The sequence below is a fragment of the Shewanella submarina genome (genome assembly GCF_042646185.1).
Lineage (GTDB): Bacteria > Pseudomonadota > Gammaproteobacteria > Enterobacterales > Shewanellaceae > Shewanella > Shewanella corallii.
This window is the reverse complement of the sequence record NZ_JBHRTD010000015.1, coordinates 322093-347354: the sequence shown is the minus strand read 5'-3', so window position 1 is coordinate 347354 and position 25262 is coordinate 322093. Positions and strand designations below refer to the sequence as shown.

23 protein-coding genes are annotated in these 25262 nt (G+C 47.8%); 12 read left to right on the top strand and 11 right to left on the bottom strand.

Annotation, left to right across the window (positions count from 1 at the left end):
- Positions 1-162: 162 nt before the first annotated feature.
- Positions 163-846, top strand: coding sequence for a hypothetical protein (locus tag ACFOE0_RS13410; RefSeq protein WP_248936745.1), 684 nt, complete (start codon positions 163-165; stop codon positions 844-846).
- A 332-nt stretch (positions 847-1178) separates the two neighbouring features.
- Here ACFOE0_RS13410 and ACFOE0_RS13405 read toward each other — a convergent pair whose 3' ends face one another.
- Positions 1179-4388, bottom strand: a complete 3210-nt coding sequence (locus ACFOE0_RS13405; protein ID WP_248936747.1) for a DUF7507 domain-containing protein — start codon at positions 4386-4388, stop codon at positions 1179-1181.
- A gap of 494 nt (positions 4389-4882) precedes the next feature.
- Entirely contained in the window at positions 4883-5485 is a 603-nt protein-coding gene (locus tag ACFOE0_RS13400; protein WP_248936748.1) for a LysE family translocator, read from the bottom strand.
- A gap of 120 nt (positions 5486-5605) precedes the next feature.
- On the opposite strand from ACFOE0_RS13400, the gene ACFOE0_RS13395 reads away from it, so the two are divergent.
- Positions 5606-6988, top strand: coding sequence for an aminotransferase-like domain-containing protein (locus ACFOE0_RS13395; protein WP_248936749.1), 1383 nt, complete (start codon positions 5606-5608; stop codon positions 6986-6988).
- A gap of 8 nt (positions 6989-6996) precedes the next feature.
- Here ACFOE0_RS13395 and ACFOE0_RS13390 read toward each other — a convergent pair whose 3' ends face one another.
- Positions 6997-7788 carry a hypothetical protein gene (locus ACFOE0_RS13390; RefSeq protein ID WP_248936750.1) on the bottom strand — a complete coding sequence of 264 codons (792 nt, stop codon included), beginning with the start codon at positions 7786-7788 and terminating at the stop codon, positions 6997-6999.
- Between the two features lie 403 nt (positions 7789-8191).
- Here ACFOE0_RS13390 and ACFOE0_RS13385 point away from each other — a divergent pair, with 403 nt between their 5' ends.
- Complete coding sequence (locus tag ACFOE0_RS13385) at positions 8192-9553, top strand: DUF4397 domain-containing protein (protein WP_248936751.1); 1362 nt, start codon at positions 8192-8194, stop codon at positions 9551-9553.
- A gap of 166 nt (positions 9554-9719) precedes the next feature.
- Complete coding sequence (locus ACFOE0_RS13380; protein WP_248936752.1) at positions 9720-11462, top strand: methyl-accepting chemotaxis protein; 1743 nt, start codon at positions 9720-9722, stop codon at positions 11460-11462.
- 153 nt (positions 11463-11615) lie between these two features.
- Here ACFOE0_RS13380 and rnk read toward each other — a convergent pair whose 3' ends face one another.
- Both rnk and ACFOE0_RS13370 read right to left on the bottom strand, forming a co-directional pair.
- Positions 11616-11987, bottom strand: coding sequence for a nucleoside diphosphate kinase regulator (gene rnk, locus ACFOE0_RS13375; RefSeq protein WP_115136621.1), 372 nt, complete (start codon positions 11985-11987; stop codon positions 11616-11618).
- 78 nt (positions 11988-12065) lie between these two features.
- Positions 12066-12191 (bottom strand): hypothetical protein, encoded by a 126-nt coding sequence (locus ACFOE0_RS13370; protein ID WP_283106498.1) that lies wholly within the window; start codon positions 12189-12191, stop codon positions 12066-12068.
- Positions 12192-12601: 410 nt separating this feature from the next.
- Between ACFOE0_RS13370 and ACFOE0_RS13365 the strand changes: the two genes are divergently transcribed.
- A complete protein-coding gene (locus ACFOE0_RS13365; protein WP_248936753.1) occupies positions 12602-13126 on the top strand; it encodes a type II secretion system protein in 525 nt (174 codons plus the stop codon).
- 89 nt (positions 13127-13215) lie between these two features.
- Positions 13216-13830 (top strand): hypothetical protein, encoded by a 615-nt coding sequence (locus ACFOE0_RS13360; RefSeq protein WP_248936754.1) that lies wholly within the window; start codon positions 13216-13218, stop codon positions 13828-13830.
- A 28-nt stretch (positions 13831-13858) separates the two neighbouring features.
- Here the strand turns inward: ACFOE0_RS13360 and ACFOE0_RS13355 are convergent, their stop codons facing one another.
- Complete coding sequence (locus tag ACFOE0_RS13355; RefSeq protein WP_248936755.1) at positions 13859-14353, bottom strand: hypothetical protein; 495 nt, start codon at positions 14351-14353, stop codon at positions 13859-13861.
- 167 nt (positions 14354-14520) lie between these two features.
- Here ACFOE0_RS13355 and ACFOE0_RS13350 point away from each other — a divergent pair, with 167 nt between their 5' ends.
- From ACFOE0_RS13350 to ACFOE0_RS13335, 4 genes are all read left to right on the top strand, one after another.
- Positions 14521-15093 carry a DsbA family protein gene (locus tag ACFOE0_RS13350; RefSeq protein ID WP_248936756.1) on the top strand — a complete coding sequence of 191 codons (573 nt, stop codon included), beginning with the start codon at positions 14521-14523 and terminating at the stop codon, positions 15091-15093.
- 159 nt (positions 15094-15252) lie between these two features.
- Complete coding sequence (locus tag ACFOE0_RS13345) at positions 15253-15621, top strand: BlaI/MecI/CopY family transcriptional regulator (RefSeq protein ID WP_248936757.1); 369 nt, start codon at positions 15253-15255, stop codon at positions 15619-15621.
- A gap of 15 nt (positions 15622-15636) precedes the next feature.
- The gene (locus tag ACFOE0_RS13340) at positions 15637-17268 is read left to right on the top strand and encodes a M56 family metallopeptidase (protein ID WP_248936758.1); all 1632 of its coding nucleotides are present in this window, start codon (positions 15637-15639) and stop codon (positions 17266-17268) included.
- 254 nt (positions 17269-17522) lie between these two features.
- Positions 17523-19031, top strand: coding sequence for a tetratricopeptide repeat protein (locus tag ACFOE0_RS13335; RefSeq protein WP_248936759.1), 1509 nt, complete (start codon positions 17523-17525; stop codon positions 19029-19031).
- A 132-nt stretch (positions 19032-19163) separates the two neighbouring features.
- Here the strand turns inward: ACFOE0_RS13335 and ACFOE0_RS13330 are convergent, their stop codons facing one another.
- The 5 genes from ACFOE0_RS13330 to ACFOE0_RS13310 form a co-directional block, all read right to left on the bottom strand.
- Positions 19164-20309 carry a fibronectin type III domain-containing protein gene (locus ACFOE0_RS13330; RefSeq protein WP_248936760.1) on the bottom strand — a complete coding sequence of 382 codons (1146 nt, stop codon included), beginning with the start codon at positions 20307-20309 and terminating at the stop codon, positions 19164-19166.
- A 260-nt stretch (positions 20310-20569) separates the two neighbouring features.
- Positions 20570-20812: a hypothetical protein gene (locus tag ACFOE0_RS13325; protein WP_248936761.1), complete on the bottom strand. Its 243-nt coding sequence runs from the start codon at positions 20810-20812 to the stop codon at positions 20570-20572.
- 212 nt (positions 20813-21024) lie between these two features.
- Positions 21025-21297: a hypothetical protein gene (locus tag ACFOE0_RS13320; RefSeq protein ID WP_248936762.1), complete on the bottom strand. Its 273-nt coding sequence runs from the start codon at positions 21295-21297 to the stop codon at positions 21025-21027.
- A 42-nt stretch (positions 21298-21339) separates the two neighbouring features.
- Positions 21340-21810, bottom strand: a complete 471-nt coding sequence (locus ACFOE0_RS13315; RefSeq protein ID WP_380712136.1) for a hypothetical protein — start codon at positions 21808-21810, stop codon at positions 21340-21342.
- A 105-nt stretch (positions 21811-21915) separates the two neighbouring features.
- Entirely contained in the window at positions 21916-22422 is a 507-nt protein-coding gene (locus ACFOE0_RS13310; RefSeq protein ID WP_248936764.1) for a cyclin-dependent kinase inhibitor 3 family protein, read from the bottom strand.
- 845 nt (positions 22423-23267) lie between these two features.
- Between ACFOE0_RS13310 and ACFOE0_RS13305 the strand changes: the two genes are divergently transcribed.
- The gene (locus ACFOE0_RS13305; protein WP_248936765.1) at positions 23268-23828 is read left to right on the top strand and encodes a DUF4365 domain-containing protein; all 561 of its coding nucleotides are present in this window, start codon (positions 23268-23270) and stop codon (positions 23826-23828) included.
- Positions 23821-24930 carry a hypothetical protein gene (locus ACFOE0_RS13300; RefSeq protein ID WP_248936766.1) on the top strand — a complete coding sequence of 370 codons (1110 nt, stop codon included), beginning with the start codon at positions 23821-23823 and terminating at the stop codon, positions 24928-24930. Before ACFOE0_RS13305 ends, ACFOE0_RS13300 begins: the two co-directional genes overlap by 8 nt.
- The last annotated feature ends 332 nt before the right edge of the window (positions 24931-25262 follow it).

The window sequence follows — 25262 nt, the reverse complement described above, 5'->3', positions numbered from 1 at the left end:
GAAGTAACTGATCTGCACTCATGAAAGCCACATGGAAAGCCTTCTTATTTGAAGGCTTTTGTTTTTGTAACGTGTTGTTATCACATGGTTTACATATTCTGTTTCAGTTAAGAAGAACCTGTGTTAGCTTGGACTAAAACAAAAATAAGAAGAGTGAAGCTCATGGGTAAAAAACTCTCTACCGGTTTGATGCTGTTTGCGGCATTGCTGGTAACTGGCTGTCAGGTCAACAAAAGGGTGTTGTCGCCAATTACGTTGGAAGAGGCACATACGGCCTTCAGTTCACAGGCGGCAGTGCCAGTTTCTGAGACAGGCTTTTGTGACAACGCAGCAGATCTGACGTCGACGACCAATAAGCGTTTGGGCATGCTGCCGGGACAGGCGCTGATGTTGGATTTTGGCGAGTATCAATCGCCGACCAGAGTGGTGCGTGTTGGCGATGATGTGCAGAATCTGGTGATAGAGAGCTATGTCAGTACCAAATCTGATCAGGCGTTTCTTTTCTATCCGGTGATCACAGCGCTGGATGAAAACCGACAGAATATTGGTCAACTCAAACCAAGATATGAGTTTGAGTTTGTCGATAATGTGCTGAGTAATCACTTTACCCTGCCGGAAAATGCCCGTTACCTGCTTGTTCACACCAGCCCGGAATATGTGGGCATGTCTTTCAGCGAATCCAGCCCAAGAGTGATGCATACTTACTCTGAGCCCACTGGGATTGCCATGGGATTGTCGATAGCGCTGGGACGATACTTTCCATCGTTGGGAACCTCTTTTAGCCATACTGCCGACTACGCCAACTTCCAGTTCAGTAATATAGGACATATCAAACTTATGTTTTAGATACTGGGGTTCACACTAGGGTCTGTTGACCTTTGAAGATGGTTTTTGCAGCACTTTGTCGTTGTTTTATACAAAGCAACGCGATTGTGGTGTAGTTGTTCTACATAAATGAGCGTTAATGCAGTAGAAAGCGACGACAAACGCTGCCCGAAGGGCTCGGCTATACGCGCTTTACTCTTTGTTGCAAGGTATTTGCTTAGGCCCACTAGGCGGCACACCTTGCGTCGCGATTAAAGCGCGTCTATCTCGAGCAAAATTCAACCATGAAAGGTCAACAGACCCTAATAAAAATGGCCGCATATAGCGGCCATTTTTGTGGGGGGGAGTTTTCCTTATGGAGTGTAACTAAGCTTCGAACAGAAGGTCTTGTCTCTGTTGAAGATATTTACACAGATGGTGATTCTTGCTGCTGAATACTCATCCGGAATTTCCCCTGTATCTGTCACAGAACACCAGTAGTCGACATCTATTGAGCCAGGTGTCGGTGAGTCTTCACCCGGTCCGGTAAATACGAATGGTGCCGTTGGGTCGCTGGTACAGCTGGTGGGGACTTCAACCCATCGGTTACCTCTGGGCAGACGATACTCAATGGTAAAGCTGAGATCAGTTACCGCTATCGCATCTACTTCAGGTCCGCCACTGGCGTTTTCAATGTTGAAGCTGCCTTCCCACTGGGTGTTTTCCGGTGGATTGGCCGGGTCAAAGCTGGTTACTTCTACCTCCAGACTTGGCTGGTTATCCACGACCGCATAGTAATGGCTTGGATCCATATCCTGAGTGGTGCGGGTCTCGGTATTGCCTGACTCATCAATCACAACCGTATAGTCACCTGTTGCTGTTGCCTCATTGACATACTGGCCTGTAGTCGCGACACCGGATGCCAGACAGGTCACCGACTCGCCGGGATCCAGTGAACCGTCGAAGCTGCCACAATCCAGAGTCTCAAGGTTATCTGAGACAGTGACATTATCCAGGGTGACATTACCTGTGTTGGTTGCAGTGACTGTCCAGTAAACCGTATCGCCTTCAATGAAAAACTCACCCGGCGCATTGTCATGGTTAAACGGACTGTCTTCCGAACATGCTGTCAGACTTGAACCACTGGTACACTTCTCAACGTCAATACCTGGGTTTACACCAAAGTAATGGCTTGGGTCGTCATCATTGACGTCTGTGCTGTTGTCCTGATCGTCAGTGAAATCACTGTCGGCAGTACCTATGTTGGCGTACTGACCTTCGATTGCGATACCGCTGCCGCTACAGGTATGAGTAGCACCAACAGCCAGAGACTCAATCACATTGTCACCGTCACCACAATCGATTGTGACAGCCTGATCATCTGTGACCTCAATATTCGTCAAACCGACGTTACCTGTGTTGGTTACACTGTAGAGCCAGTACACAGTGTCTCCGATTTCGATATTGGGTCCTGTTGGGTTATCGGCATCGAATCCCTGAGTCGACTTTTCAATATTCAGCGCAGGATTGGCACCAAAGTAATGGCTTGGATCGCTGTCATTGGCTGAGTCATTGATATTGCCGTCGGCATCCAGATAGTCACCTGAGGCGCTGCCTATGTTGGCATACTGATCTGGTATTGCCGGGCCTGACCCGGTACAGGTCATGCTCTCGCCTACCGCCAGAGAGGTCTCTGGGCAGTTGACTATGACGCCCTGATCATCCACCACGTTGACGTTGGACAGGGGCACGTTACCCGTGTTGGTGACTACATAAGCCCACTGAACTGTGGCACCTGTCAGCACTACAGGGCCGGTTGGGTCGTCGGCATCCTGACCAAATGTGTACTTTTCAACATCCAGCGCGGGCTGGGCGGCGACGCCGTTGTAGTGACTTGGGTCTGAAGAATCCAGAACCTGTCCTACACCATCGGCATCAGTGTAGTTGGCCTCAATCGTACCCAGATTCATATAAGGCGCTTCACCCGCGATACCTTCAAGGGTACAGGTAATGCTGTCTCCCGGAGCCAGTACATCCAGACCGGGCACGCAGTTATCGGCAGAAATAGCACCAATGACACTGTCGGTCAGTTGCAGGTCTGTCAGCGTAATATCACCACTGTTGAATATCTCATAACGCCAGATCACGCGTTCACCCTCGATAATCTCAGGGCCTTCTTCCTGGGTATCGGCATCTACGTTATTGGTGTACTTCTCGATATCGACTCTTGGCAGTCCAAAGCCAGTGTCATCAATACCCAGATAGTGACTCATATCGGCATCATTTACCTGGGTTTGCTGACCTGCGTCATCTGTGTATACCCCGGTTACGGATCCTGTATTGTCATACTGTCCCAGCATGGCTGAGCCGGTCATAATGCAGGTAAGACTTTCTCCCGGAGCCAGACTTAGATCGGCAGCGGTAATGCTACAGGCTGCCTGAGTAATATCCCCGCCCAGTCTATCGTCACTGAGGGCAATATTGGTCAGGGTGACATTGCCTGTATTGGTGATCACATAAGTCCAGGTCACCATGCCGCCTTCGCCTATCTCAGGACCTGTTGGCGCATCGGCATCTTCGCCATTGGTTGATTTTTCAATGTCTATGGCAGGCATAGGGTCCTGATTGCCCAGGTAGTGGCTTGGATCTGTGTCATCAACGGCAAGTTGGGTACCTGATTCGTCTGTGTAGATCCCTGTCGCTGTTGCTACGTTGCGATACTGTCCCTGAGTTGCTGTACCCGTCATGGTACAGGTCACACTCTCTCCCGGCTCCAAAGTCAGGTCGGTGGAAGCCACGCCACAGGCGGCCAGGGTAATATCTCCGCCCAGCTGATCATCGGTCAGCACAATATCGGTCAGAGTGACATCACCTGTATTGGTTATCACAAAGTCCCAGGTTACCTGTTCGCCCTCTCTGATGGTGGGGCCGGGTTGCAGGTCTGCATCCTGAGTATTGGTAGATTTCTCGACATCGAGCTGAGGATTGGCATCGACAGGGCAAAGTACGTTGAGTTGCAGCAGTCCGCTGGAATTCTTCTTCCCGGTCGACAGGGTATCTGAGTTGCCATTGGTGGTGGCGTTGGTGTGAATTTCAATGCTGTAAGACCCAGGATATAGCGGGAATGAGGCTTCATAGCCTGTCAGCAAGGGAATGCCATCAGGCCCCTGTTGTCCATCTTCCGGAACCCAGGAGGAGTCCGGGGGAATGCCGTTTGACTCAGGGGGATTAAGATCAACCACTGGGCTCGCCCCAAGTTCGGCGATTCGCACCCAGGCGTTTTGCCCGGTTTGCTCTATGTAGGTGTTGTCAGAAGTGTCTCGATCCAGCACCAATACGAACATAGTATTGGTGTGGCAGTCATAACGCAGGTATGAGTTGGCAAGGTGGGGTTTGTTGGGATTTCCCGCAACATAAAGCGGCGCAAAAAAGTCTTCACCGGTTTCGCTGGCATCCCATTCACCGGGATCCCCATCAACATTGGCGACGCCTGTATTCGGTTCCAGCGCAAAAGCCGCAGCAGATGACAATATTGTCAGTCCGGCAATGACTTCTGATGTTAGTCGACTGAGTTTTCTCGTCATACTAACCTCCATCAATAACAATAATTAAAGAGAAACTCTGCTTCCCGGGAAGCATGTTTTTCTTTGGAACTATTAATAGCATTCAGGCTATTGAATAAGAGTTAATGTTATTATTTTAGAAGTCGCCACAAGTATTATTAGTACGTGCTGACAGAGAGTCAGGTCAAGTGCATATTTATCCCTGTTCGAAGATGAACGCGGGCTGAATGAATTTTCAACTGAGTTGAACCCATCTATTTTATGACCAATTATTTTTTTGTTTCAAATAGTTGGATTGAGTCTTGGTCGAGGTGTGTATATTTGAAAATATGAGGTAAATATTTTTATAAATAACTATTCCCTGATTTGTATAGTTATCAGAGAATAAGAGTTATGCCTAATGGGGTAATTTACATTTGAATTGTGATATTCAATAAATAGTTTGTTTTTTAAGGTTATTATATTTCCTGTTGCCCTTAAATATTCTCTCTGCCTAGCCAAATAAGGTAAAAGGCTTATAACCAGATAAACAGCAGGCAGGACGCGGTTAATACTCCCATGGTTCGATTGAAATACACCCAGCTGCGGTCACCGGACATCAATTTGCCCAGCCACACACCAAAGCCTGCCCACATAGATGTCAGGGGAAAACCCACTAACATAAACACCAACACGATCAGCAGGGCTGAACTCCAGTAGTCACTGCCCGCACTGGTAAATGAGCCTACGGCGGTAATGGCCATGGCCCAGGCTTTGGGATTCACGTATTGAAACATTGCTGCCTCAGTGGCAGTCATCGGCTGTCGGCCTGCTGAGGGCTTGTCCCCCGGCGGTGCGGCACTGGCTATACGCCAGGCCAGATAGAGCAGATAGGCGCTGGCAGCCACCTTCAATACCTGCTGGATCAGTGGGTACATTTGAAACAGTAAGCCCAGTCCGGCTGCCACCAGGGTAATCAGAGTGGCAACACCCAGCGTAATTCCAAACAGATGGGGGAGTGTTCGGCGATAACCGAAATTGGCCCCGGATGCGGTCAGCATCATGTTGTTTGGGCCCGGCGTACCAGTCATGGTGGCGGCGAACACAGCTAAGGTGAGTAGTAAAGATGGCTCTGTCACTGACGGGATCCTCATAAATTGTATGGGTACAATTTGCTGGTAATTGTCTGAATTTTGTACTTGTGTTAGTTTTTGACCGTATCAGGGAGCTGAATTCAGATCAAAAGGTTTATTGTCACCATGACAATCGAGAGCATTGAGTTAAAAAGAGATGGTCGGCCCATTTACCGACAGATTGCCTCCGCCATTGAAGAGATGGTGCAACAGCAGCAGTTGCTGCCCGGAGCCAGGCTACCTACTCACAGGGCCCTGGCCGACAGCTTGTCGGTGACAGTGGGAACAGTGACCAGGGCGTACGCTGAGGCGGAGCGTCGGGGGATTGTTGAGTCCAAAGTGGGTTCCGGCACCTTTATCTGTCGAAAAGACAGGCCAGCCTGGAGTTTTTCGCACCGCACCCGGCAAGATGAAATGAACTTTGGCTATAACGTACCGCCACAGCTCGACCGGGCGGAACTCTTTACCCAGGCGGTTCAACAGATTGCCTCGCATCCGGCTGAACTCAATGAGCTGATGTTGTACCAGCCTCCCTCCGGGGTGGTGCAGCACAGAGCCGTGCTCGCTGATTGGTTACAACAGCATGGCGTCAGAGCCGATGTCGACAGGTTGCTCTATTGCTCCGGAGCCCAGAACGCCATTCAACTTTGCCTCACTACACTGTGTCGGCAGGGGGATACTGTGCTGGTGGACAAGCTGACTTACCCCGGCCTGCTGAGTCTGGCGAGGCAGCTGCACATTACCGTAAAACCGGTCGAAATGGATGAACAGGGGATGATACCTGAAGCCCTGGTTGCGGCCTGTAAACAGTACTCGGCACGTATGGTTTATATGATGCCGACCCTGCAAAACCCCACAACCGTGACTATGGGTGAAGCGCGTCGCAGAGAGTTGATTGCGGTATGTCGCCAGCAGCAACTGCTGATACTGGAAGATGACGTTAATGGTCTGCTGCCGCATCACAGGCCGGAACCCCTGGTGAATATGGCTCCGGAGCAGGTTATCTACATAGGTGGCTTGTCCAAAAACCTGGCCCCGGGGCTCCGTCTTGGCTTTATGTTACTACCCGAATCACTTTATTGCCGCATCGTTCATGCGCTGCAAAATCACAGTTGGATGATCAGTCCTTTGTTGACCGCTATCGCCGCTATCCTGCTGGAAAATGGTGCTGCCAATAAGGTGTTGGAAAGCATCAGAGAAGAGATGGAATCCCGTTGGAGCATGGTTGCGGAGATACTGTCTGCAGTGGAATTGACGTTTCATCCAAATGGGTTTCATGGCTGGCTTTCATTACCTGACGACTGGTCACTCAGTGAATTTATGGCAGCGAGTAAAACCCGGGGACTGGAGCTGAAGTCTTCTGAGTTGTTTGTCCCCCCCGGATATCCGGCACCTTCGTGTGTCAGGATTGCGGTCAGTGCGCCAACCAGCACAGTGGAATTGGAGCAGGGATGTATTCAGTTGGCAGACCTGTTGGCTAACCCGCCGTCGTCGGCCTTTTCACCCTAGGTAGAAGATCAAAATCTATAGGTGAGTGCCAGTTTGGGGCCAATAAAGCTGTAGTTGATATTAAAGTCGGCGACCTTGATGTTGTAGAAGGTCTCGGTCATATCAACAGAGACTCTGTAGTAGTTGTAGGAGACAGACAGGTTCCAGTTTTGGTTCAGTGCTGCACTGATGCCGGCCCGAATATCTGTGAGCGCTCCCTTCATATCATCCAGCTCCAGATAGAAGTACTGGGCATGGCCATTAAGTTCCCAGCCAGGCATTAACTGATAGCGGCCGATCAGCCCGATATCCGGAAGCGGTGCTGTAACCTCATGCTCGACCAATCTGGGAATAGGAGTCTGAGCACACTGATTGCCCTCTATTTGGCCTGAAATACAGGCGCCTATGGCTCCTTCCAGGGCAATGCTGATAAACATGGTATGCAGGCCAACAGTGACGCCCAGGGTATAGTTCTGGCCTTCAAACAGGTCATAACCATAGCCGAGCCTGAGAATATCGATATCCAGCTCTGTATCCAGGCGAGCGCCGGTATCTACCTGATAAATGGTATCGTCGATACTTATTTGAAACCCACGGCTGAGCCCAATCGTATCGCCCCTGCGGTGGAGTTGTTTCCAGTCCAGATAGTAGTGATGCTTGTGATCATAGGCATACTCAAGCTCGAAAAAGGGGAGAAACTGATACTGATCCAATTCAAGATCAGTTTCGAAATCCAGCTTGAAGTCCTCCCCCAGAATAGGGTCTGTCACATCTATGCTGGAATCAGACTCGGCATAAAATCCCCCGACCCGAATCTGCATATCCCCTGCGTTGCATGTGACACTGCATAACAATGCCAATAACGGCCATCCTCTGCCCCACGTCCTCATTACTCCTCCCGCTTTCCCTGCTGCGCCCGTTTAGCATATCACTATGAGTTTGAATCTGTTGAATATTTGCTCTGTCTTTATACAGTTCTGTCTCGGCTTCGAAGGCTTTTTGCCTATTGGTTCAATGACAGGGAGTGTCGCTCAGATAAAAATTGAAGTTAATTGACATTGTTAAAGATGGAACGTCTGCAAAGTCAGTAATTTGCAGCTTAAATTATTGAATTTGATGCAAAGTGTCACAAAGTATTTCGAACTAATCTCGCCGCAATCCAGTCGGAAATTGGGTAACAGGCCATTTGGCAAAAATAGTTAACTATTCTGTGCGGAGGAAAAAGTGAAATTAACTGTAAATCTTATATTGGCAATGGGGGTGGTGTTATCTGTAGTTGGATGTAGTGACAGTGACAAAGAAGAACCCAAAAAACAGGTGGCGTATGTGCAGTATTACAATGCCTCACCTGACAGCACATCAACCAACCTGGTCCTGAAAAGTAAAAAGTACACCTCGGTCAATTTCGGGCAGGCAATTCAGCGATTTGCGGTGACTACCGGAAGCAATGAGGTGAGTGTTACCGGTAAGAATGCAGAAAACAAAGATGTGAGCTTTCATAAGCAGGATGTCACTTTTGCGGCCGGTGACAACCATTTGTATGTGTTGGCCGGAGACTATGCCAAAACCGATTTTGTCGACATTAAGTTCACCACGGACAAGCTCGATAAAGAGAATGACAACGAAGACAAGAAAACTTATATGCAGGTGTTGGGAGCCCATGTCAGCAAGAGTACGGCAAAGTTGGGGATATACATCGGCAAAAAGGAGGATGGTTTTAGTTCGGCTAAGTTTCTGGGGCAGGCCGAATACAAAGGAGTGACCGAGTCACAGATATTGGAAACCGGGAAGTATGTTGTTTATCTCACCAAGGCGGGCAGTAATGAGCCTTTCTATACTACGGCAGAGGTTAATCTGAATGCCAAGACTGTCTACAAGTTGCTGGTTCGGCCGGGTTTTGGCGCAGCAACAGAAGGTATCAAGCTGGATGCAGTGAGTGGCGGCAAATCAGTATCTTCGTTGCCGGATATCAATGAAAAGGTGCAGTTCAGGGTCTACAACGGTTTTGAAGAAACCGATAAGGTCAAAGCCGAACTCAAGGGCAAGTCAGGTGAGTCCCATGAAGTTGAAGTGGCCAGGTGGGCGATCTCCAGCTTTACGCCAGCTAAATTTGGCGACTATGACGTGGAGATCAGCGATGCAGCAACGGGTAATACGCTGCTCAACAATCTGTTGGTGACCTACAACCAGAGCGACTCCAAATCCATTCTGCTGTACCCGGACGCTGAGGATAAGCTCAAAGCCACAGTGATAGAGCACTCCCTGACACCCCGCAGTTATCAGTACAGTATCCAACTGTTGAACCTGGCCGCAGGCACCAAGGGGCTGGAGGTTTACTTTGTTCGTGGCAATGAAACGGTAGAAACAGCCAAGTACAAGGTGACCAAGTGGGACTTCACCAAGAACCTGAGCATTACCCTGCCCAGAGACAGCTACACAGTAACTGTGATCAAGCGGGAAAATGACAACACTCTCAACTTGTTGCACCGTCAAGCCCTTCAATTGAAAGACAATCTGGACTTTACTCTGGTACTGACGCCCGATGAGAGTCAAACCTGGGGTTATCGACTGGTGGCATTCCAGTAGTGATTACTGACCCTTCTGAACAAAGAGCTTGCTTCCAATCAGAGGCAGGCTCTTTTACTGATAAAACTTCTGTACGGTCGGGATAATCCCACCTTTTACCTGTTGACTCGCTGAGACTTTCTATACTGAAAGGATACACACTGCGCTTGGGCGGCGGGAGTCATCAATGAAATTACGAAATGTACTCTTGGGGATCTTCGGATTGATCTCTTTGTTCACCATATTTACCGGCTTTTTGGTGGTAAGGGTTGAAGAGATCGTCAGCCAGTTGGAGCAGACTGCCAATATCCGTTACCAGAGCTATCAGGCTGCTGATGAGTTGCGCCAAAGTTCAGATGATTTAACCCGGCTGGCGCGGACCTATGTGGTCACCGGAGACCCCAGATATGAGCAGATGTATCAGGCCGTGCTGGATATTCGTAATGGTGAGCTTCCCAGGCCGGAAAACTACCACCTTATCTATTGGGATTTGGTGTTAGAGCAGGGAGATAAGCCCAAAGTGGATGGTGAACTGCAAGCGCTTCAATCCCGCATGCAGCAGCTAGGCTTCAGTGACAGGGAGTTTGCACTGTTGACCCAGGCCCAGAACAACTCAGATGCCCTGGTGAATATGGAAGTGAAGGCGATGAACGCCGTAAAAGGCCGCTTTTTGGACCCTGCGACAGGTGAGTACAGTGTGCAGGGGGAACCGAACCTGCAGCTGGCCAGGGACTTAATGCACAACAGCGCCTATCACCAGGAGAAGGCCAGGATTATGCAGCCGGTGGATGAGTTCTTTCAATCACTGGAGCAAAGAACTGCTGCTGCCCAGCAACAAAGGCTGGAACAGGTGATGGAATCAGTGACTTTTGCACTGATTATGGCGGTCAGCTCTCTGGTATTAATCATTCTGGGGTTCCTGATGATAAAGCGCTTTGTTGCGCTGCCTATGGCCAGGCTCTACCAACAACTGATTCAGCTGAAGACTGGCAAAGCAGAGCAGGCGGACACAGACACCTTCCGGCTGAGCCAATTTGAAGAATTACAGGAAAGTGCCCAGGAGACCCTGAGTTCGATCAGTTCTGCCCTGGTTCAGGTGAGTGAGGCCGCCGATATTTGCGCATCCGGCGCCGTGGAGATCGCCTCAGGTAATACCGACCTCAGCCAAAGGACAGAGTCTCAGGCCTCCAGCATAGTGGAGATTTCAGCTTCTATATCCGAAATGCGCCGCTCTACCGAATCCAGTGCCACCGAGGCCAACAAGGCTAATGAGAGCGCCAAAGAGGCCAAGGTGCAGGCGGTCGAAGGGGGCGAGATTGTGACTGCCGCCATCAAGGCGATGGACGACATTGCTGTTTCCAGCAAGAAAATCACCAATATCCTGACTGTTATCGATGAGATTACCTTTCAGACCAATCTGTTGGCGCTCAATGCTTCTGTGGAAGCAGCCCGGGCCGGTGAGCAGGGGCGGGGCTTTGGCGTGGTCGCCGGTGAAGTCAGGAGTCTGGCCCAGCGTAGCTCAGTGGCTGCCAAAAATATCAATGAGCTGATTCAGGACAGTATGGATAAGGTTCACGCGGGAACCCTGCATGTCAACAAGGCAGGAGAAGCACTGATCAATATCAAGGCTCAGGTGGCCGAAGTAACCGAAGTGATTGAAACCCTGAATACCAATACCCGCGAGCAGGCTTCGGGGATTGCACAGATAGAACAAGCCATCATGGACTTTGAAGACTCCAACCAACAAAACGCCGCAATGGTGCAGCAGGTGTCTACGGCCAGTGCCAATGTCGCCGAGATGGCGGGTCAGGTGGTGGAAATGATCACCGGGTTTCATGTTGCAGAACTGAAGCCCACTCAGGAGCGCCGCTCCGGTGAAGACAGAAGAAAGTTGACCAAAGGCGACTCGGGGATATGGGATGAGTTTTAAGGCGGTTGCCGCTGCACCCAAGTTTTGAACCTGGGCTGCGATGTTTACAAGGCTCTGCTGGCCGCCACTTTTGGGTCAATGAAGTCAGCAGCGGGTTTGCTTAAAGCGCCCTCATCCCTGAAGGGCGCTGGTTTCGTATATTATTAATCAGTGCTACTTAATAACGTTAATCACCTTAATTGTCTTTATGGTTTTGTTTGGCATTAACCAATTTAAGGTTTGTCCTTTTGACATGCCAATTAATGCGCTGCCTACCGGCGCTAAAATAGAAATGTCATCGTAATTTTCTATATCAACCGGATAAACCAGTTTTTTAATATAAACTTTATTTTCGCCGACAAATTTAAATACCACGGTGGAGTTCATCGTGACCACCTGTTTCGGTATGGCTTCTTTGTCCACTACATTGGCGCGAACCAGCTCCTCTTCCAGAGCCGCTATGTTTGATGACAACATTTTGGAGTCTTCCAGCAGAGATAGAATCCCATTTAAGTCACAGCTGGAGATGTGAATCTGACTATTCATTTGAAATTATTACCGTAATAAAATCAGTGATGTGGTTTGGTTGTTGGGCGGTTTGTGTTGCTGTACTGACCCAGGCTGTCAGCCTTTGCTTTTACGCTTCTTTCTGCCCAGGCTAAGTACAGAGTTCTGCTCCGACTTTTCTCGCTTCAACCGACGTTTTTCTTTAATGTCCATCTGTGGCTTTTTCATTTTCTGTTTGTCCATTGTGTCCTCCGACTCACCAGTCAATATAAAAGTAAGCTAACCAATCAAGACCCTGGCCAATATACTAGGGTGTGGGCTTTTTATTTCAACTGACGAAAATAACCCTGAGTTAACAATAAATACTTAACGCTATTTTTAAACATAAACCCAAGGTTTAATTTGCTACACATATAAAACCAGAGCTAAATGCTGAAAAGCGTTGAAAATAGACAGAAAATAAAAAGATATTGGAAGGACTGTTTACAGATTTTTAAACAAAGACAGGTTAGCAAGGCTAAAGGGGCTGGGGATGGATGGTGTTTCATCAGTCAAAATGCTCACGTTGCTGCAACCTTTGTTGCTATCTTGCCCCTCGCTTAATAGGATGTTTTTTCATTGATTAGGTATTTTTTGGGGTAAAAGGCTGGCATATGAGCAGGCGTAATGGGTTCACTCTGATAGAACTGGTCGTTGTGATTTTAATTCTGGGCATACTGGCGGTTACAGCGGCTCCAAAATTTATCAATCTCCAGAGCGATGCCAAAACAGCGACAGTTCAAGGGTTTCTCGGCAGTATCAAGAGTACCGTGGGTATGTTGCATATGAAGGCAAATATCCAGGGAAAGACGGGCGCAGATGTGACTGTGGATACCGACTTCGGGCCTTACCAGTTTCACAATGCCTACCCTGAAACCCGCAGTGAATCTACCAGTCCTGCCCGCTATTTTGTGCAAACCTTTATCGATCTGGGAGGTTCCCCGGAATCAGAGTCTTTCCCCGGTGGTACCCATATTGCGCAATATGGTGATGTCTATGTCTATGAAAATAATGATATCTCCCGTATCGGTTATCGGTTGAATGACAGTGATGCCTCGCTGATTAATGGGCATTGCTATGCCCAATACTCCCACAGCGCTTCAACTCAGGGCTTTAGCCTTGATGTGACTGGCTGCTGAGAACTTGAACAGTCTGGTTCGACACTGATAGCATAAACTCTTGAGTTACTGGTTTTTTATGGAAGCTAATATCAAGTTTAGGGATTGAAATGCTATATCTCGTTCTCACTGTCATCTTAAGCCTTTTTGGCGCTTTTACCTTCTTACCCAGATTCAAAGGTTTGGTTGAGCGCTACAACACGGGCATCAATTTTTTGCTCACCCTGATCGCCACCATGGCGGGTGTAATGTTGGCGATATCAATTACCAATTATGAGGCCGGGCAGAGCGAAAAGCAGGATGTTATCAAGCTGCTGGGCGCTGCAATATCGTCAGTTGAGCAATGCCATGATTACAGCGAGGAGTTGATGGAGTACTTCAGCAAGCTTCCAAAAGACCATGCGTTGAAAACTGACTTTTACCAAAAAAATCCGCCACCCTATCCGGGCTATCTGGATACCTTCCTGACGCAGAATATCGTCAGTAAAAATCTGTCCGGCATCGCTTTGGCCAAGTTGAACGAGAGTCTTATCAACCTGAAAAGAGTACAGATGGTCAACGTACCTCTGTATATCGAAACCTTGAAGCTGACCAATGAACTGTTGGCTCTGGAAGTCCGTTTCCAGAAAGGTGAACTGACCGAGACTCAGTTGGATTCACGCGTTAATCAACTGACAGAAGAGTTACAGAATTTCCTGCTGGGGCAGTCTTCCGAGACCATTTGATACTCTCCCCGAAATAACAAAGCGCCAGCTATTGTCCGCTGGCGCTTTTCTCAATAAAAGGGTCAGTTGCCACTGCCGCCCTGGTGTGGTGACTTTGCTGCTGGCTCTTGATTATGCCAAACAGCATTACGGCAAACACCAGATAGAAGAGCTTGGATGCATTCAACTCAAGAGCCACAGATGCATCTTGCAGGTGGCTGGTCAGGCTAAGACCAATGAAAACCTCAGAGATGCTCAACACCAGAGGGTAGAAGCCAATTAATGCGGCACCAAAACGCCCAATGCGGTACCTGTGTGGCTGACCGATAAAGCGAGCTATCATCACCAGTGCTGCGGCCAGTACGCCATTACTTAACCAGAGAATTAAGCTGCTCTGGCGTATTTGCCCGTCGGACGCTTCGGTGGCCTGAGGGTAGGTTTCCAGCAACTCATTCAGGTAGCTTTGAGGTTGCAGTAAACCCCAGAGTGGATAAGTCATCAGCAGCAGTGCTGCCAGCATTAAAATGACGCGAGTTCCGATCATTATCATCTTCCATGGATGGGGGGATTTATTGTGTGACCCATTAAAATTCGTAAGGTTCAGGTTATCTGTATGGGTGTTGGTTTGTGCAGGACATAAGAGTCATTGAGTTGACTTAAATGCACAACTGCTGCTTTTCTATCCATATTGGTGATAACCGGAAACAGAACATGGCGATACCTATTCCTCAACGTCCCAGCGGTGTTTTATTGGGTGATCCTTCAGCCCAGGTTACCCTGGATGTCTTTGTTGATTTGCAGTGCCCTCACTCGAAAAAGCTCTGGCCCACCCTGATGGAGGTGATGAACGCTTATAAAGGCAAGTCTCTGGGGCTGAAGACGCACTTGATAACATTGAGCAATCACAGGCAGGCATGGGATATGACTCTGGGTTTGCTGGCCTTTGCTGATGGTAATGGCGACAGGTTTTATCAATTTGCTACCCATTTGTATGCCCATCAGGAGCTGTTTTATAACGGCCAGTTCCGTCATAAGACTCAGGAAGATTTGATTCGGCTGATAGCCGAGCAAGCCTGTTCTCTGGAAGATATCAATAAGGCGCAATTTATCAGTCGCATGGCTGATGATGATATCTATATTGCCGGCCGTACCCCCATCCGATATGCCGCCACCCGGGCTGTGTGGGCAACACCAACGATTTTTATCAACAATGCAGATGATGTACCGGTAAACCACAGCTCGTCATTGGCTGAGTGGCAGGCCGTGCTGGATGCCCTGATATGACTGACAGGCAAGTGTTGCACTGGCGCATTTCAAAATAGCCCCAAGTCAGTTGCTTCAACCTACATTAGTCACCCCGAATAAAAGTTGTTGACAATTTGAACAGCTATTACTACGTTTGTAGAAAATAAAACTACATTTGTAGTAATCGAAGGGGCGGATATGAAATTAAGTGAATTTGAGTTGGATGTAATGCAACTGCTGTGGCGACATGAGCCCTGTACTGCGTCGCAAATCCATCAGTATTTATCCCAGGACAAGCAGGTTGCTTATACCACAGTGAAAACCATAGTAGACCGTCTTGAGCAAAAAGATGCTGTTGAGCGAGTGGGTCAGCAGGGACGAGCCATTATTTATCGCTCTAAAGTGGCTCAGCAAACCCTGTCAAATGAGGTCACCCCAGGATTTATGCAGCGCTTTTTTGGTGGCAGCTCACGAAGCCTTATTGCTCACTTTATTGAGAAAGAAGACCTGAATAAAGAAGACATTGAATATCTTCAAACCTTACTGAATAACAAAAATAAAAAGTAAAAACAGGATGATTTTATGGACTACATAATAACGAACACGGTGATCAGCCTGACGGTATTAGGATGTCTTGTTTGGCTGAAGGATGCACCGGCCAGAGTGGGTTTCTATTTGCTTATGTCGGCTCTGCTATCCTGGTTTGTACCCTGGCAGTTAATACCCTCCATCACTATTTTCCCCCCGGTAGACAGTAGCGCCCTTACTATCGAACTCTTCAATATCTCCAACCCAATGACTGTATTGGAAAATAGACAGAGCCATCCGCAAACCCCGGGTGTTACCGCGGATAACATCAGCTATTTCACGGTTTGGAATGCACTGTTTTTGGTGACAGCTATTGGGGCTATGCTGTTTGCCTTTCGTTTATTCCACTACTTCACCTTGCTCAGCAGATTGCACCGTAACTCTTCGGAGTGTGAGCAAATGACTGCCGCAAGCTCTCAATATCCAATCCGGGTATCTCGCCTCGCGACACCAGCCATTGCTACAGGTCTGTTCAAGCCAACTATCTGGGTGGATAGCGCCATGAGCCAACGGCAGGAACTTGGATCTGTATTGCTGCACGAAACCACCCACATAAAACATGGCGATATTTTTTGGGTCTGGATCATCTGCCTCACTGAAAGCCTGTTTTGGTGGAATCCTTTATGTCGGGTGCTGGCCAGAAAAGCCCGACAGCAGTTGGAAATCAGCTGTGATGAACACTGCTTTGATGTGTTAAGTGACAGGTATCAGCATGATCTGGCGAGTCTGCTGCTGTCTCCATGCACATCGTCCTCAACAGGTGCTGGCCATGGTGGGCCAGTACTGAATATCACTCATAGTCAAAACTTTAATGTGCAAAGGATTAAGTTACTAAACAAGGAGAAAGTGATGAAAAGTACACACATTGGAATGATATTGATGGCGCTGTCGGCCAGTGCCGTAGTGGCCGCTGCACAACTGACGGAGGATGGTCATGCTGTAACACCTGCCGCTGGTCAATCGACTGATAATCATGCCACTGCCAACTATGAATCGCAGTTCGATGAGTTGCTGAAGATGTCAGCTGGAGCCAAGAGTCATGATGCTGAGGAGCTGGCGCAGGTTGCATCAGGGGTGATGAGCTGGCAGCAGGGACGAACCAGACTATCGGGTTCAGAAGAAAATATGATGAACATAAACAGCTTCACTATCTTCAGTCATGTGCTGCATAAGGCAGGGCGTTACCAGGAAGTGCTTGATGCCTATGAGGTATGGTTTCCCGAAGGTACATCTGTGCCACTGTTCCTGAACAATGTTAAGGCGATAACCTACCTGAAGCTGCAGCAGCCTGAGTTTGCAGCAAAGGAAATGGAGGCGCTGGGCAATGGTCTGGGTGAAAGGGTACATGGAGGTTCACTGCGTATGCTGGCCAGAGCCTACATTGACATGGGAGAGTTTGAAAAAGCACTTGCTACCCTGGCGCACCCCAACGCCATAAAGGATGCACAAACCAATGCCAGTGCGGAACTACAGCACAACTTATTGAAGTATTTTATCTACACACAGCAACGCGATACTGAACAAGCCGAGTTGGTAAAAGCCGAATTGCCGGAGAAATATGCCCATAACACTGCGGCGCTGCCTGAGCTTGGTATCCCGGGCTCACCGCTTCTGAAGAAGATTTAAGGTGTAGATAGAAAGTCGACGCTCTTGCCTGAAAAGCGCCTCTGGAAATCCAGGGGCGCTTTGCTATGGCCTGTTAGTAAAATAATCAGGCATTGGTTCAGCCTCAATGAGGTCACTGGGATTAATACATTTCAAAATAGCCGTAAGGTGCAGTTGTTTTACCCTCATGCCCTGTTCAGACTGAGGTCGAAGGCTTGGTCAAATTACGGGCCAGTTATATGGACTATCGAAGTTTCATCCAAATAGGGAGAGATATGGAACAGTACTTGGTCGTAGCGCTGGCTATCGCATTCATCATTTATATTTTCTACTTTCATGATAAATCGAACACGGGTAACGGACTGGAAGATCTCTCCAGAGAGATTTCTCGCCTGATGGAGCGTGGCGAATATAGTGCGCTTGAAGTCATGCTCACCGAGAAGGCTCAACAGGGAAGTGGATTTGCTGCACAGGCGCTGGGTGAGCTATACAGCAACGACGAGTTTGGCATGTTGGATTTGGAAAAATCCGAACATTGGTACAAGCGCGCTGGTGAACTGGATGAAAAGATTGCCACTGTGCAAAGGGCGCTGCTGTCTTTTAATGCTCATCCTGTATTAGGGGGAGATAAGGAGCATTTTGAGTCGCTGCTAATGCCGGGGGCGGAAGCTGGTGATGCCGAAATGCAAGCTCAGCTGGGGGCTTTTTACCTGCGCAATCCGCTGAAAGATCCTGACAACAGTCAGGCGCTTTATTGGCTGGAAAAGGCCGCAGCACAGGGGAATGCAGACGCGAAAACCCAGTTGGGGATTTACTATCAATCGCCGGATAAGGGGAATGATCCAGACAAAGCCCGCCAACTGTTGCAAGAGGCGAGTGATGGTAGTAGCAATGTGGCCAGGTTTGAGTTAGCCACGCAGTTGATTGAAGAGCGGGGTAGCTCCGCTGATATTAATCAGGCCATCCTTCTGCTGGAAGCGTGCGCAACAGAGGTGGATGCAGCCAAGACCTACCTGGCAGACTTGTATTTCCGCGGTCAGGTAATTGATAGAGATCTGGATAAAGCAGAGTTCTGGTATCGGGAAGCTGAGAGGGATAACCCCGGTCTCACTGCCTCTTTCCTTGCCCAGGTATTGTTGGAAAAGAAAGATTCTGGCTCGCAGGCAGAAGCCATCGAGCTGTTAATGCCACTGGCTGAGAATTGGGTGTCGCACGCGCAGTTTTTGTTAGCTCAGGTTCATGAAAATGGTTGGGGTGTACGCCGTCACCTACCGACTGCATGGTTGTATTATCGATTGGCTGCGAGCTTTCCGATCCCTGAATATGTGCAGGCAAGGGATGCTATGGGCGAGCGTTTGGGGCAGTACGAAAAAACCACTGCCGAAGAAAGCTACCAGGACTTTATAAAACGATTCCCAATTAGCCAGCAAGCTCAGGCAAACATGGACCATGATATGGCCATGCGTCTACTGGTTGGCAATAGCGAGCTTAAACAAGATCTGCCGCAAGCGGTTGACTTACTGGAGCGCGCTTTACGAGGGGGCGATCGGTTTGTGTTGGAGACGCTGGCTAAAACCTGTCTTCAGCTGGAACGCAAAGTTGATTCAGCCGTCTGGGCGAAATTGTACATCGAACATCAGAGCTTCTTTTTCAGCAGTGGCGAGATGGAAGCCATGTTGGATTCACTGTTGCAAAACTTCAGCGAGTCAGAAGAGGCTCTTTATCAAGAGCGTCTGGCATATTGGGAGGAAGTGATGGGCAATACTCCCGTCACGGGAGAGTAAACGGCCTTCGGATGCGACGTGTCAGGCCGTCATCGAAAAGGTGCATCTCCAATATAAATTGGGTTATTACCGTGTTGGTATTGTGCCCCTCAATCATTGAATGAGGGGCAAACCTGATTCAGTGCTCTTGTCTCAAAACAGGCTGGATGTCCATTTTGCTCTCTCCTGCTGCTGAGGGATCTCATCAAGCAGGTCCTGGTAAAGCTCTGGGTATTTGTCTTCAACAAAGTTGTCCAGCGTCATTCTCTGCTGCTGCAGATAACGCTCGGTTTGCCATTGCTCCCACACCTCTGAGTCTGTGCTGATCAGATATTCAAGCAGGGCCTGCGGTTGAACCAGATCGACCCGTTCCTCTTCTGTCATCAGCTTCTGGGCAGTATGAAGTTCATTGCCATATCTTTCAGCCAGATGTTGGAACAGGTGTTGGTCGTAGATGCGGGAAACCATTTGAGCGTACTCGTGCAAAACGGTTTCTTTGTAGTCATCAACAATCAATACAGCCATCTTATTCGCCTTACAGTCACCCGGCGTATGGGCATTGGTTTCGCCCAGTTTCAGCCCTGTATTAACACCATCATAGAAGCCATAAGACACGACCTTGTATTGGCGACACTGCCGCAAACTACCAAAGGAGAACACAGTCCCTGATGGCGCGGGCTCCACATCCAACCAGCCTCGTCCATGATCTGAGCTGCCCCAGGAGCTGGGAGGATCATTTCTATCGGAACAGATGGAGTTCATTGAGGTCATATTTCCCAGTTTCTTGTAGCAGGTACGCACAAACTCAAACGCAGCAGGGTTGGTGTAATTCACTTCAACATCAATTGAGGCATCATCTGAAGAGCTGCCTGGTGCCACATCAACCACAGCGATATTACTTATCAGCACATCTGGCTCTGACTCAGGCAGGGTGGATTGCTTGTAGGTGCCAATCTTGCGCCATTTGGCATCCTTCCATTTGCCCCGCCAGTTCTTCTTTTTGCAGTAGCACCACACCTTAAACTTGTACTCAGTGTCTGAATTCAAACCTGTTGCGGTAAAGCTGTTGGGGGCGGTGTAGTTTTCAGAACCGCCACACACATTAAGCGTGGGGGTCTTGCGGTAACACACCTTGTAGCTGGACCCCACATGGTCGTAGTCACCACTTGGCACTGTCCAGGTAATGGAGATGGACTCATCATCAGATCCTGTGCCCCACACCGAGCCAATGCCTCCCGCCGCGTGGGCCGTGCCCAGCATCAGCATGCTGATAAACACGCCCTGGGTCAGTCGGGTCAACGTCTGCAACCCTGCCGTTATTTTCCCAAAGCAGGCCTGGCTCCTCGATCTTGTTGCTATGTTCATGGCAAATATCCTTGGATTAAAAATACCCAGCCAAGGTAGCGACAAACATCAGGGAGCATTAGCAATTTACAGGGATAAAACTGGGGAAACCGGGTAGAAATTGGGAAGAAATTAGAGGGAGTCTGTGCCTGTAAGCCCGCTGTCTTCATGGTCAACAGGTGTTGATGTTGTTGTCAGGATGACCGTTGCTGCGCTCATTTATCAGCCTTGTATGTTGCCTGGAGTTGTTTTGGGCTCCAATCTAAACTGACTGGCTTGTTAATTTCTCCGGCTATCCCTTTATCTCGAATAACTGCCTCAATAATACATCTAACTTTTTTAGGGGTAATACCTTCAAATAAGTTATCGCTTGAGGGGCCATAACCTTGGTTGCGCTCGGCAACAAGTTCAGCGAAATTCAGCCAGGGATCTCTAAATGGAAACTTAGCCTCAATCAAGGGCAACTTTTTGAAGCCATCAATCCAAATTCTAACAAGGACATTTTGGTCATCCAGAGAAGTTACTATCCAATTGTATTTCTTATCATCTACAGTGATATGGCGAATTTTCTTGTTCAGAAGAATGCCTCCAGCAGCGCCGCCAACATGGGTAGCGCTGGCTGGCGGAAAATTCGTTTCAAGTTTTATGACAGCTTGGTCTTGTTATGTTTTTACAGAGGTTCACCAATGGTCTTATCCCACACCTCAGTAAGCCAAGCATACAACTCTTCCTCACTATCGAACTCTTCTTGGGTAATTCGATCATATTCAGCGACAGAAATTGAATGTTTAGAAATGGCGTCTCTGAGCTGATCTTTATATTCCATTGGTGACGCATAAGACCAATCTTCTTTTTTACAATGTTCAGCAAGCAGCTCAATATTGATCGCATTTACATGGCAATACACTTCCAGAACTCTATCCAATGGCTTTGAAACTGGCATTCAATTCTCTATCGCAATGAAACATAACATTCGTATAGCGGCCTAATTTGCGGCGGTTGCCGCACCGCGGTAACCGTCCGGCAACATTAGATTGTTAGGTGCTGCTACCTTTAGCGGGTGTTCTTGATTATTGATTAAGAAATCTTCTAATTCACTTAGCTCAGTAGGTAGCTTATCGCCCTCATGGGAACCGCAGCCGATGAACCGGAAGCCAGCAGCGAATAGAATTTGTACCTTACGCCACTGCCTTTTATCACCTGCCTTCGGTGCCTTGAAGCTACGCCCCATCTCATGCATACATTCGCCACAATCTGGGCAAGAGTGACATGGAGTTGGCTTTTTACCAGAGTACTCAACAGGTCTTTTGTAACTTTTTCGGCAGTTGAAGCACGCATGAGCCACCAAATATTCAGGGCCACGATGGAATGGGACCGGCTCGGGCGGACGAATAACCCGGGTTTCAGTAGCCTTACGCAGTTCCATTCTTCGATGCTTTTCTAGATTTATGCTCATAATTTCCTTGGCACCTAAAGTGGCCTTACAAAGTACCCCAACCTTGTAAGCCTGGTCTAGCTTGTAAGGTGGGACTATGTATCGTCGAAGCAAAAGATATCAGCATCAAGTCGCTGAGGTGGTCGCAGCGACCGCCTTGATATATTCCACCTGAATTGGCTTGGTAAAAGCACCCGGACGCAGAGCCTGCACCGCCGGCATAATCTCATCCAACTGCCAGTCTTTCTCCAGCAGCAAATGTGCAGCCAATAAACCGGTACGACCTGAGCCGCCCAGGCAATGCATAGCCACTTTACCGCCTTTATCGACAATTGCATGCAACGCAGGACTGGCCGCCTGCCACTTGGCAGCAAACTCGGTTCCAGGTGCTTTGTCATCTTCAATCTCAATCTGGAACCACTGCATACCCAGCTCGCGGGTTTTGTCGCCCAGCGCAGCGACATTGTGCGCTGCCAGTTCGCCATCACTCAGCGCTGTCACTATCGCTTCAACGCCCATGGCTTTGAGCTGCTCAAGTGAGGTTTGCAGATCCACGCCTTTGGTACCCGGGCATGGGGTCAAAATCAGTGCACCTGAAGTTTTCAGGTCGAGTTGCCAAGTAGGATGTGCCATTTTTAATCCTTATTGCTGAAGGAAGCAGCTTTATTGAAGGGTATCGTTGGAACGATGATATATGAGTTCAGCCCATGGTTTCCACGGTCTGATTTGATGAGGTTTTTGCCCTAATCGGGCACAAATGAGGTCGCTTTCAGCGACCAGAAGATCGCGGGCAAATACTTCCATGTACAACGGCCAGTTCGCCTTCCATGGCTCTCGCTCGTAAGCATGTTTGCCCTAGGCAAACACTCGCCCAGCCTACACCCGGGCAAAGGGGACTAGACGGCTTCGAACAACATCCCTATTTAACGGCCAGCTCACCATACTTGGTTCGCGCTCATAAGCGCGCTTGCTACCAGCAAGCATTCGCCCTTTGAATCTCCCTTGCCATTCCAGACGGTATAGCCACGCGATTTTCATCAACATTCTTCGGCGGCACCGATGGGAAGTGATGTCCCCCAACTGAGAGTTGCCCAACTCCACTTTCAACAACTAGATACTCTGTTGTAACGATGATAACAGGACTGGTTCCCGTTATAGCTCCCAATCTATTCAAACTGTTCAGTTTAAAAGCTAAAAAGTGTCGATTTATCAGCGTATTGCTGGTAACGTCTTATCCAATAAGCATGGACGGCTTAATAAGATAGCCAAATATCTCGCTTTGTCCGTAGAGTGATAAATTCTAAATTTCTGGTGGGTGAATTGACGATTGAAACAGACTAGTTTCGTGGGGAACGAGAGTCTATAAACAGGCTGTCTAGTTATTAAAATGTTAGGTTTTTTTGGTTGATGTTAAGCATGGGTTTTTGTCTGAAAATAGCTACATTTCAATGCAAAAATAGCAGAGGATAGGCTGAGTTTTGAGTGCTAAAGCTGTAAGGGGTGCAGGGGGAACTGCATTGTCTCATTCAAAAGAGTCTTTAAGCCTTGCCTATGTGCAAGCTTTATTGGCTGCTACGGGCTTAAACCATAATGAACCAAAGATTGATAATGATGGGATTGATATTACGATCAGAGGTAAAGGGTTCTGTGGATACTTTGAAGAGCCAAAGTTAGAAGTACAGTTGAAGTGTACTTCACGTGATGGTTGTATAGACTATGAGAATAATGAACTCGTATATCAACTGGAAAAGAAAAATTATAACTATTTAGTGAAACCTTCACCGATTCCATTAATTTTGGTTGTACATCACGCTCCACCAACGTTTGGTGAATGGTTAGATGAACATGAAGACGGAACAACAATAAAATACGCATCTTACTGGTATAGCCTTTACGGACATGACCCAATTTCAGCTGGTTCTCGCGTTGTTAGAATCCCTCTCGAACAACGCTTCGACAGTAAAGCGCTAATGAGGATGATGGAGTCAGCTAGCAATGGTCAAATGATAGAAAACCTTAAGGAGAGAGCAAGTGAGTGATAACAAAGCTATTTTTTTCTCCCTAAAGCAATTTTTCGTAATGACTGGAATTGTTGAGAAAGTAAACATCCCAAACAGGTTTAGTGTTTGGTATGACAAAGAGTTTGACCTTGAATTAATGCTGCCAGATGAAAAGTTGGTAGACCATGAACAGTCCGAATTATTATTAAATGAAGTTATTGAAAAGTTAGCAGACAAACGAGACTTTGATGTTGATAGTTTCAGGTTTAGGTTGTTAAATAGATATAGTGACTTTTTACAAGTGCGTTCTTCAGGTGAACGAATACTACATGGTAGCATCAACTTCTCGGAGGGGTTAGATGCACTGAATGGTTTGTATGGAATAATAAAGTCTGCAGCAAACCGAAGTATTAAAACTAAAGGTAAACGAAAGGCTGTAAATGACTATCTTGCGGGTGTAAATATGTTAGCACCTCAGGCTGGTTCATTCATTTATAAAGTTGAATTACAGCTGCAGGGTGAATCTGATAGCCATGGTGAAGCCTCCTTTGAACAGAACTTTTCATTAAGTCGGTATATTAATGCTAACTTGGCTATTGCATTAGCTAGAGTCTCTAAGAAAATTAATTCAAATGATATAAATTATCCATCTAAGTTACTTTGTTCTGGAATTGACAGCACATTTTGCTCTAATTTTTTAGGTTTGTTCTCGAATAATTCAGATAGGCTAGAGTTTAATTTTGATTGGTCTTTTACGGAAGAGTTACCGGACAACGTCCCCAATAAGATCGAGTTCAACTATTCAGATAGGCAAAAGATAGAGAGAATTGAAAAGTTATTAAGTAATAGTCGAAGTAAAAAGTACGTCGATTTGCCTGCATATATTGAAAAGTATAGTTGGCCTATTGATGATGAAAAGGGGCGCGTATACTTAAAGTTGAATATGGATGGAAAGGACTTCACTTGTTACATCGAGACTGATTCAGAGTTATATGAAACTTTGAAAGCTGAGCACGCAAAAAAGCAGGTTTCAATTACTTGTGACTTGTTAGTTACGTCCGGCAAGAAGACTGCTATCGATATACTTAAGTTATATAGTATCCGCTTAAATAAAAATTTAGAAATCGAGTTAGATAAATAATAAACGCATCATGGAAGGCTGTAGTTGCTGTGTTTGAGTTTTGTCTTAATACGTTATCAGCACCTTAGTCAGGCGTGACTAATGCCTAAAGTGATCTACGCGGTAACTGACGATTACACCAGTCCCCGTCCGAAGTTGCTGGAGGGGATTGGATGCAATAGTGGATGCCATCATGGATGATGGCATAAGCGTCGCTGAGCCAGGGATGGTGAATCGACGCTGGTCACGTCAATTGCGTGCAATGCACGATGGATAACAACTTCGGTTGGGGTGTCCTTGGGGTTGTTAGGGGTGCTGGACAAGCAACACCCCTGACCCGGGTGTGGGCTGGA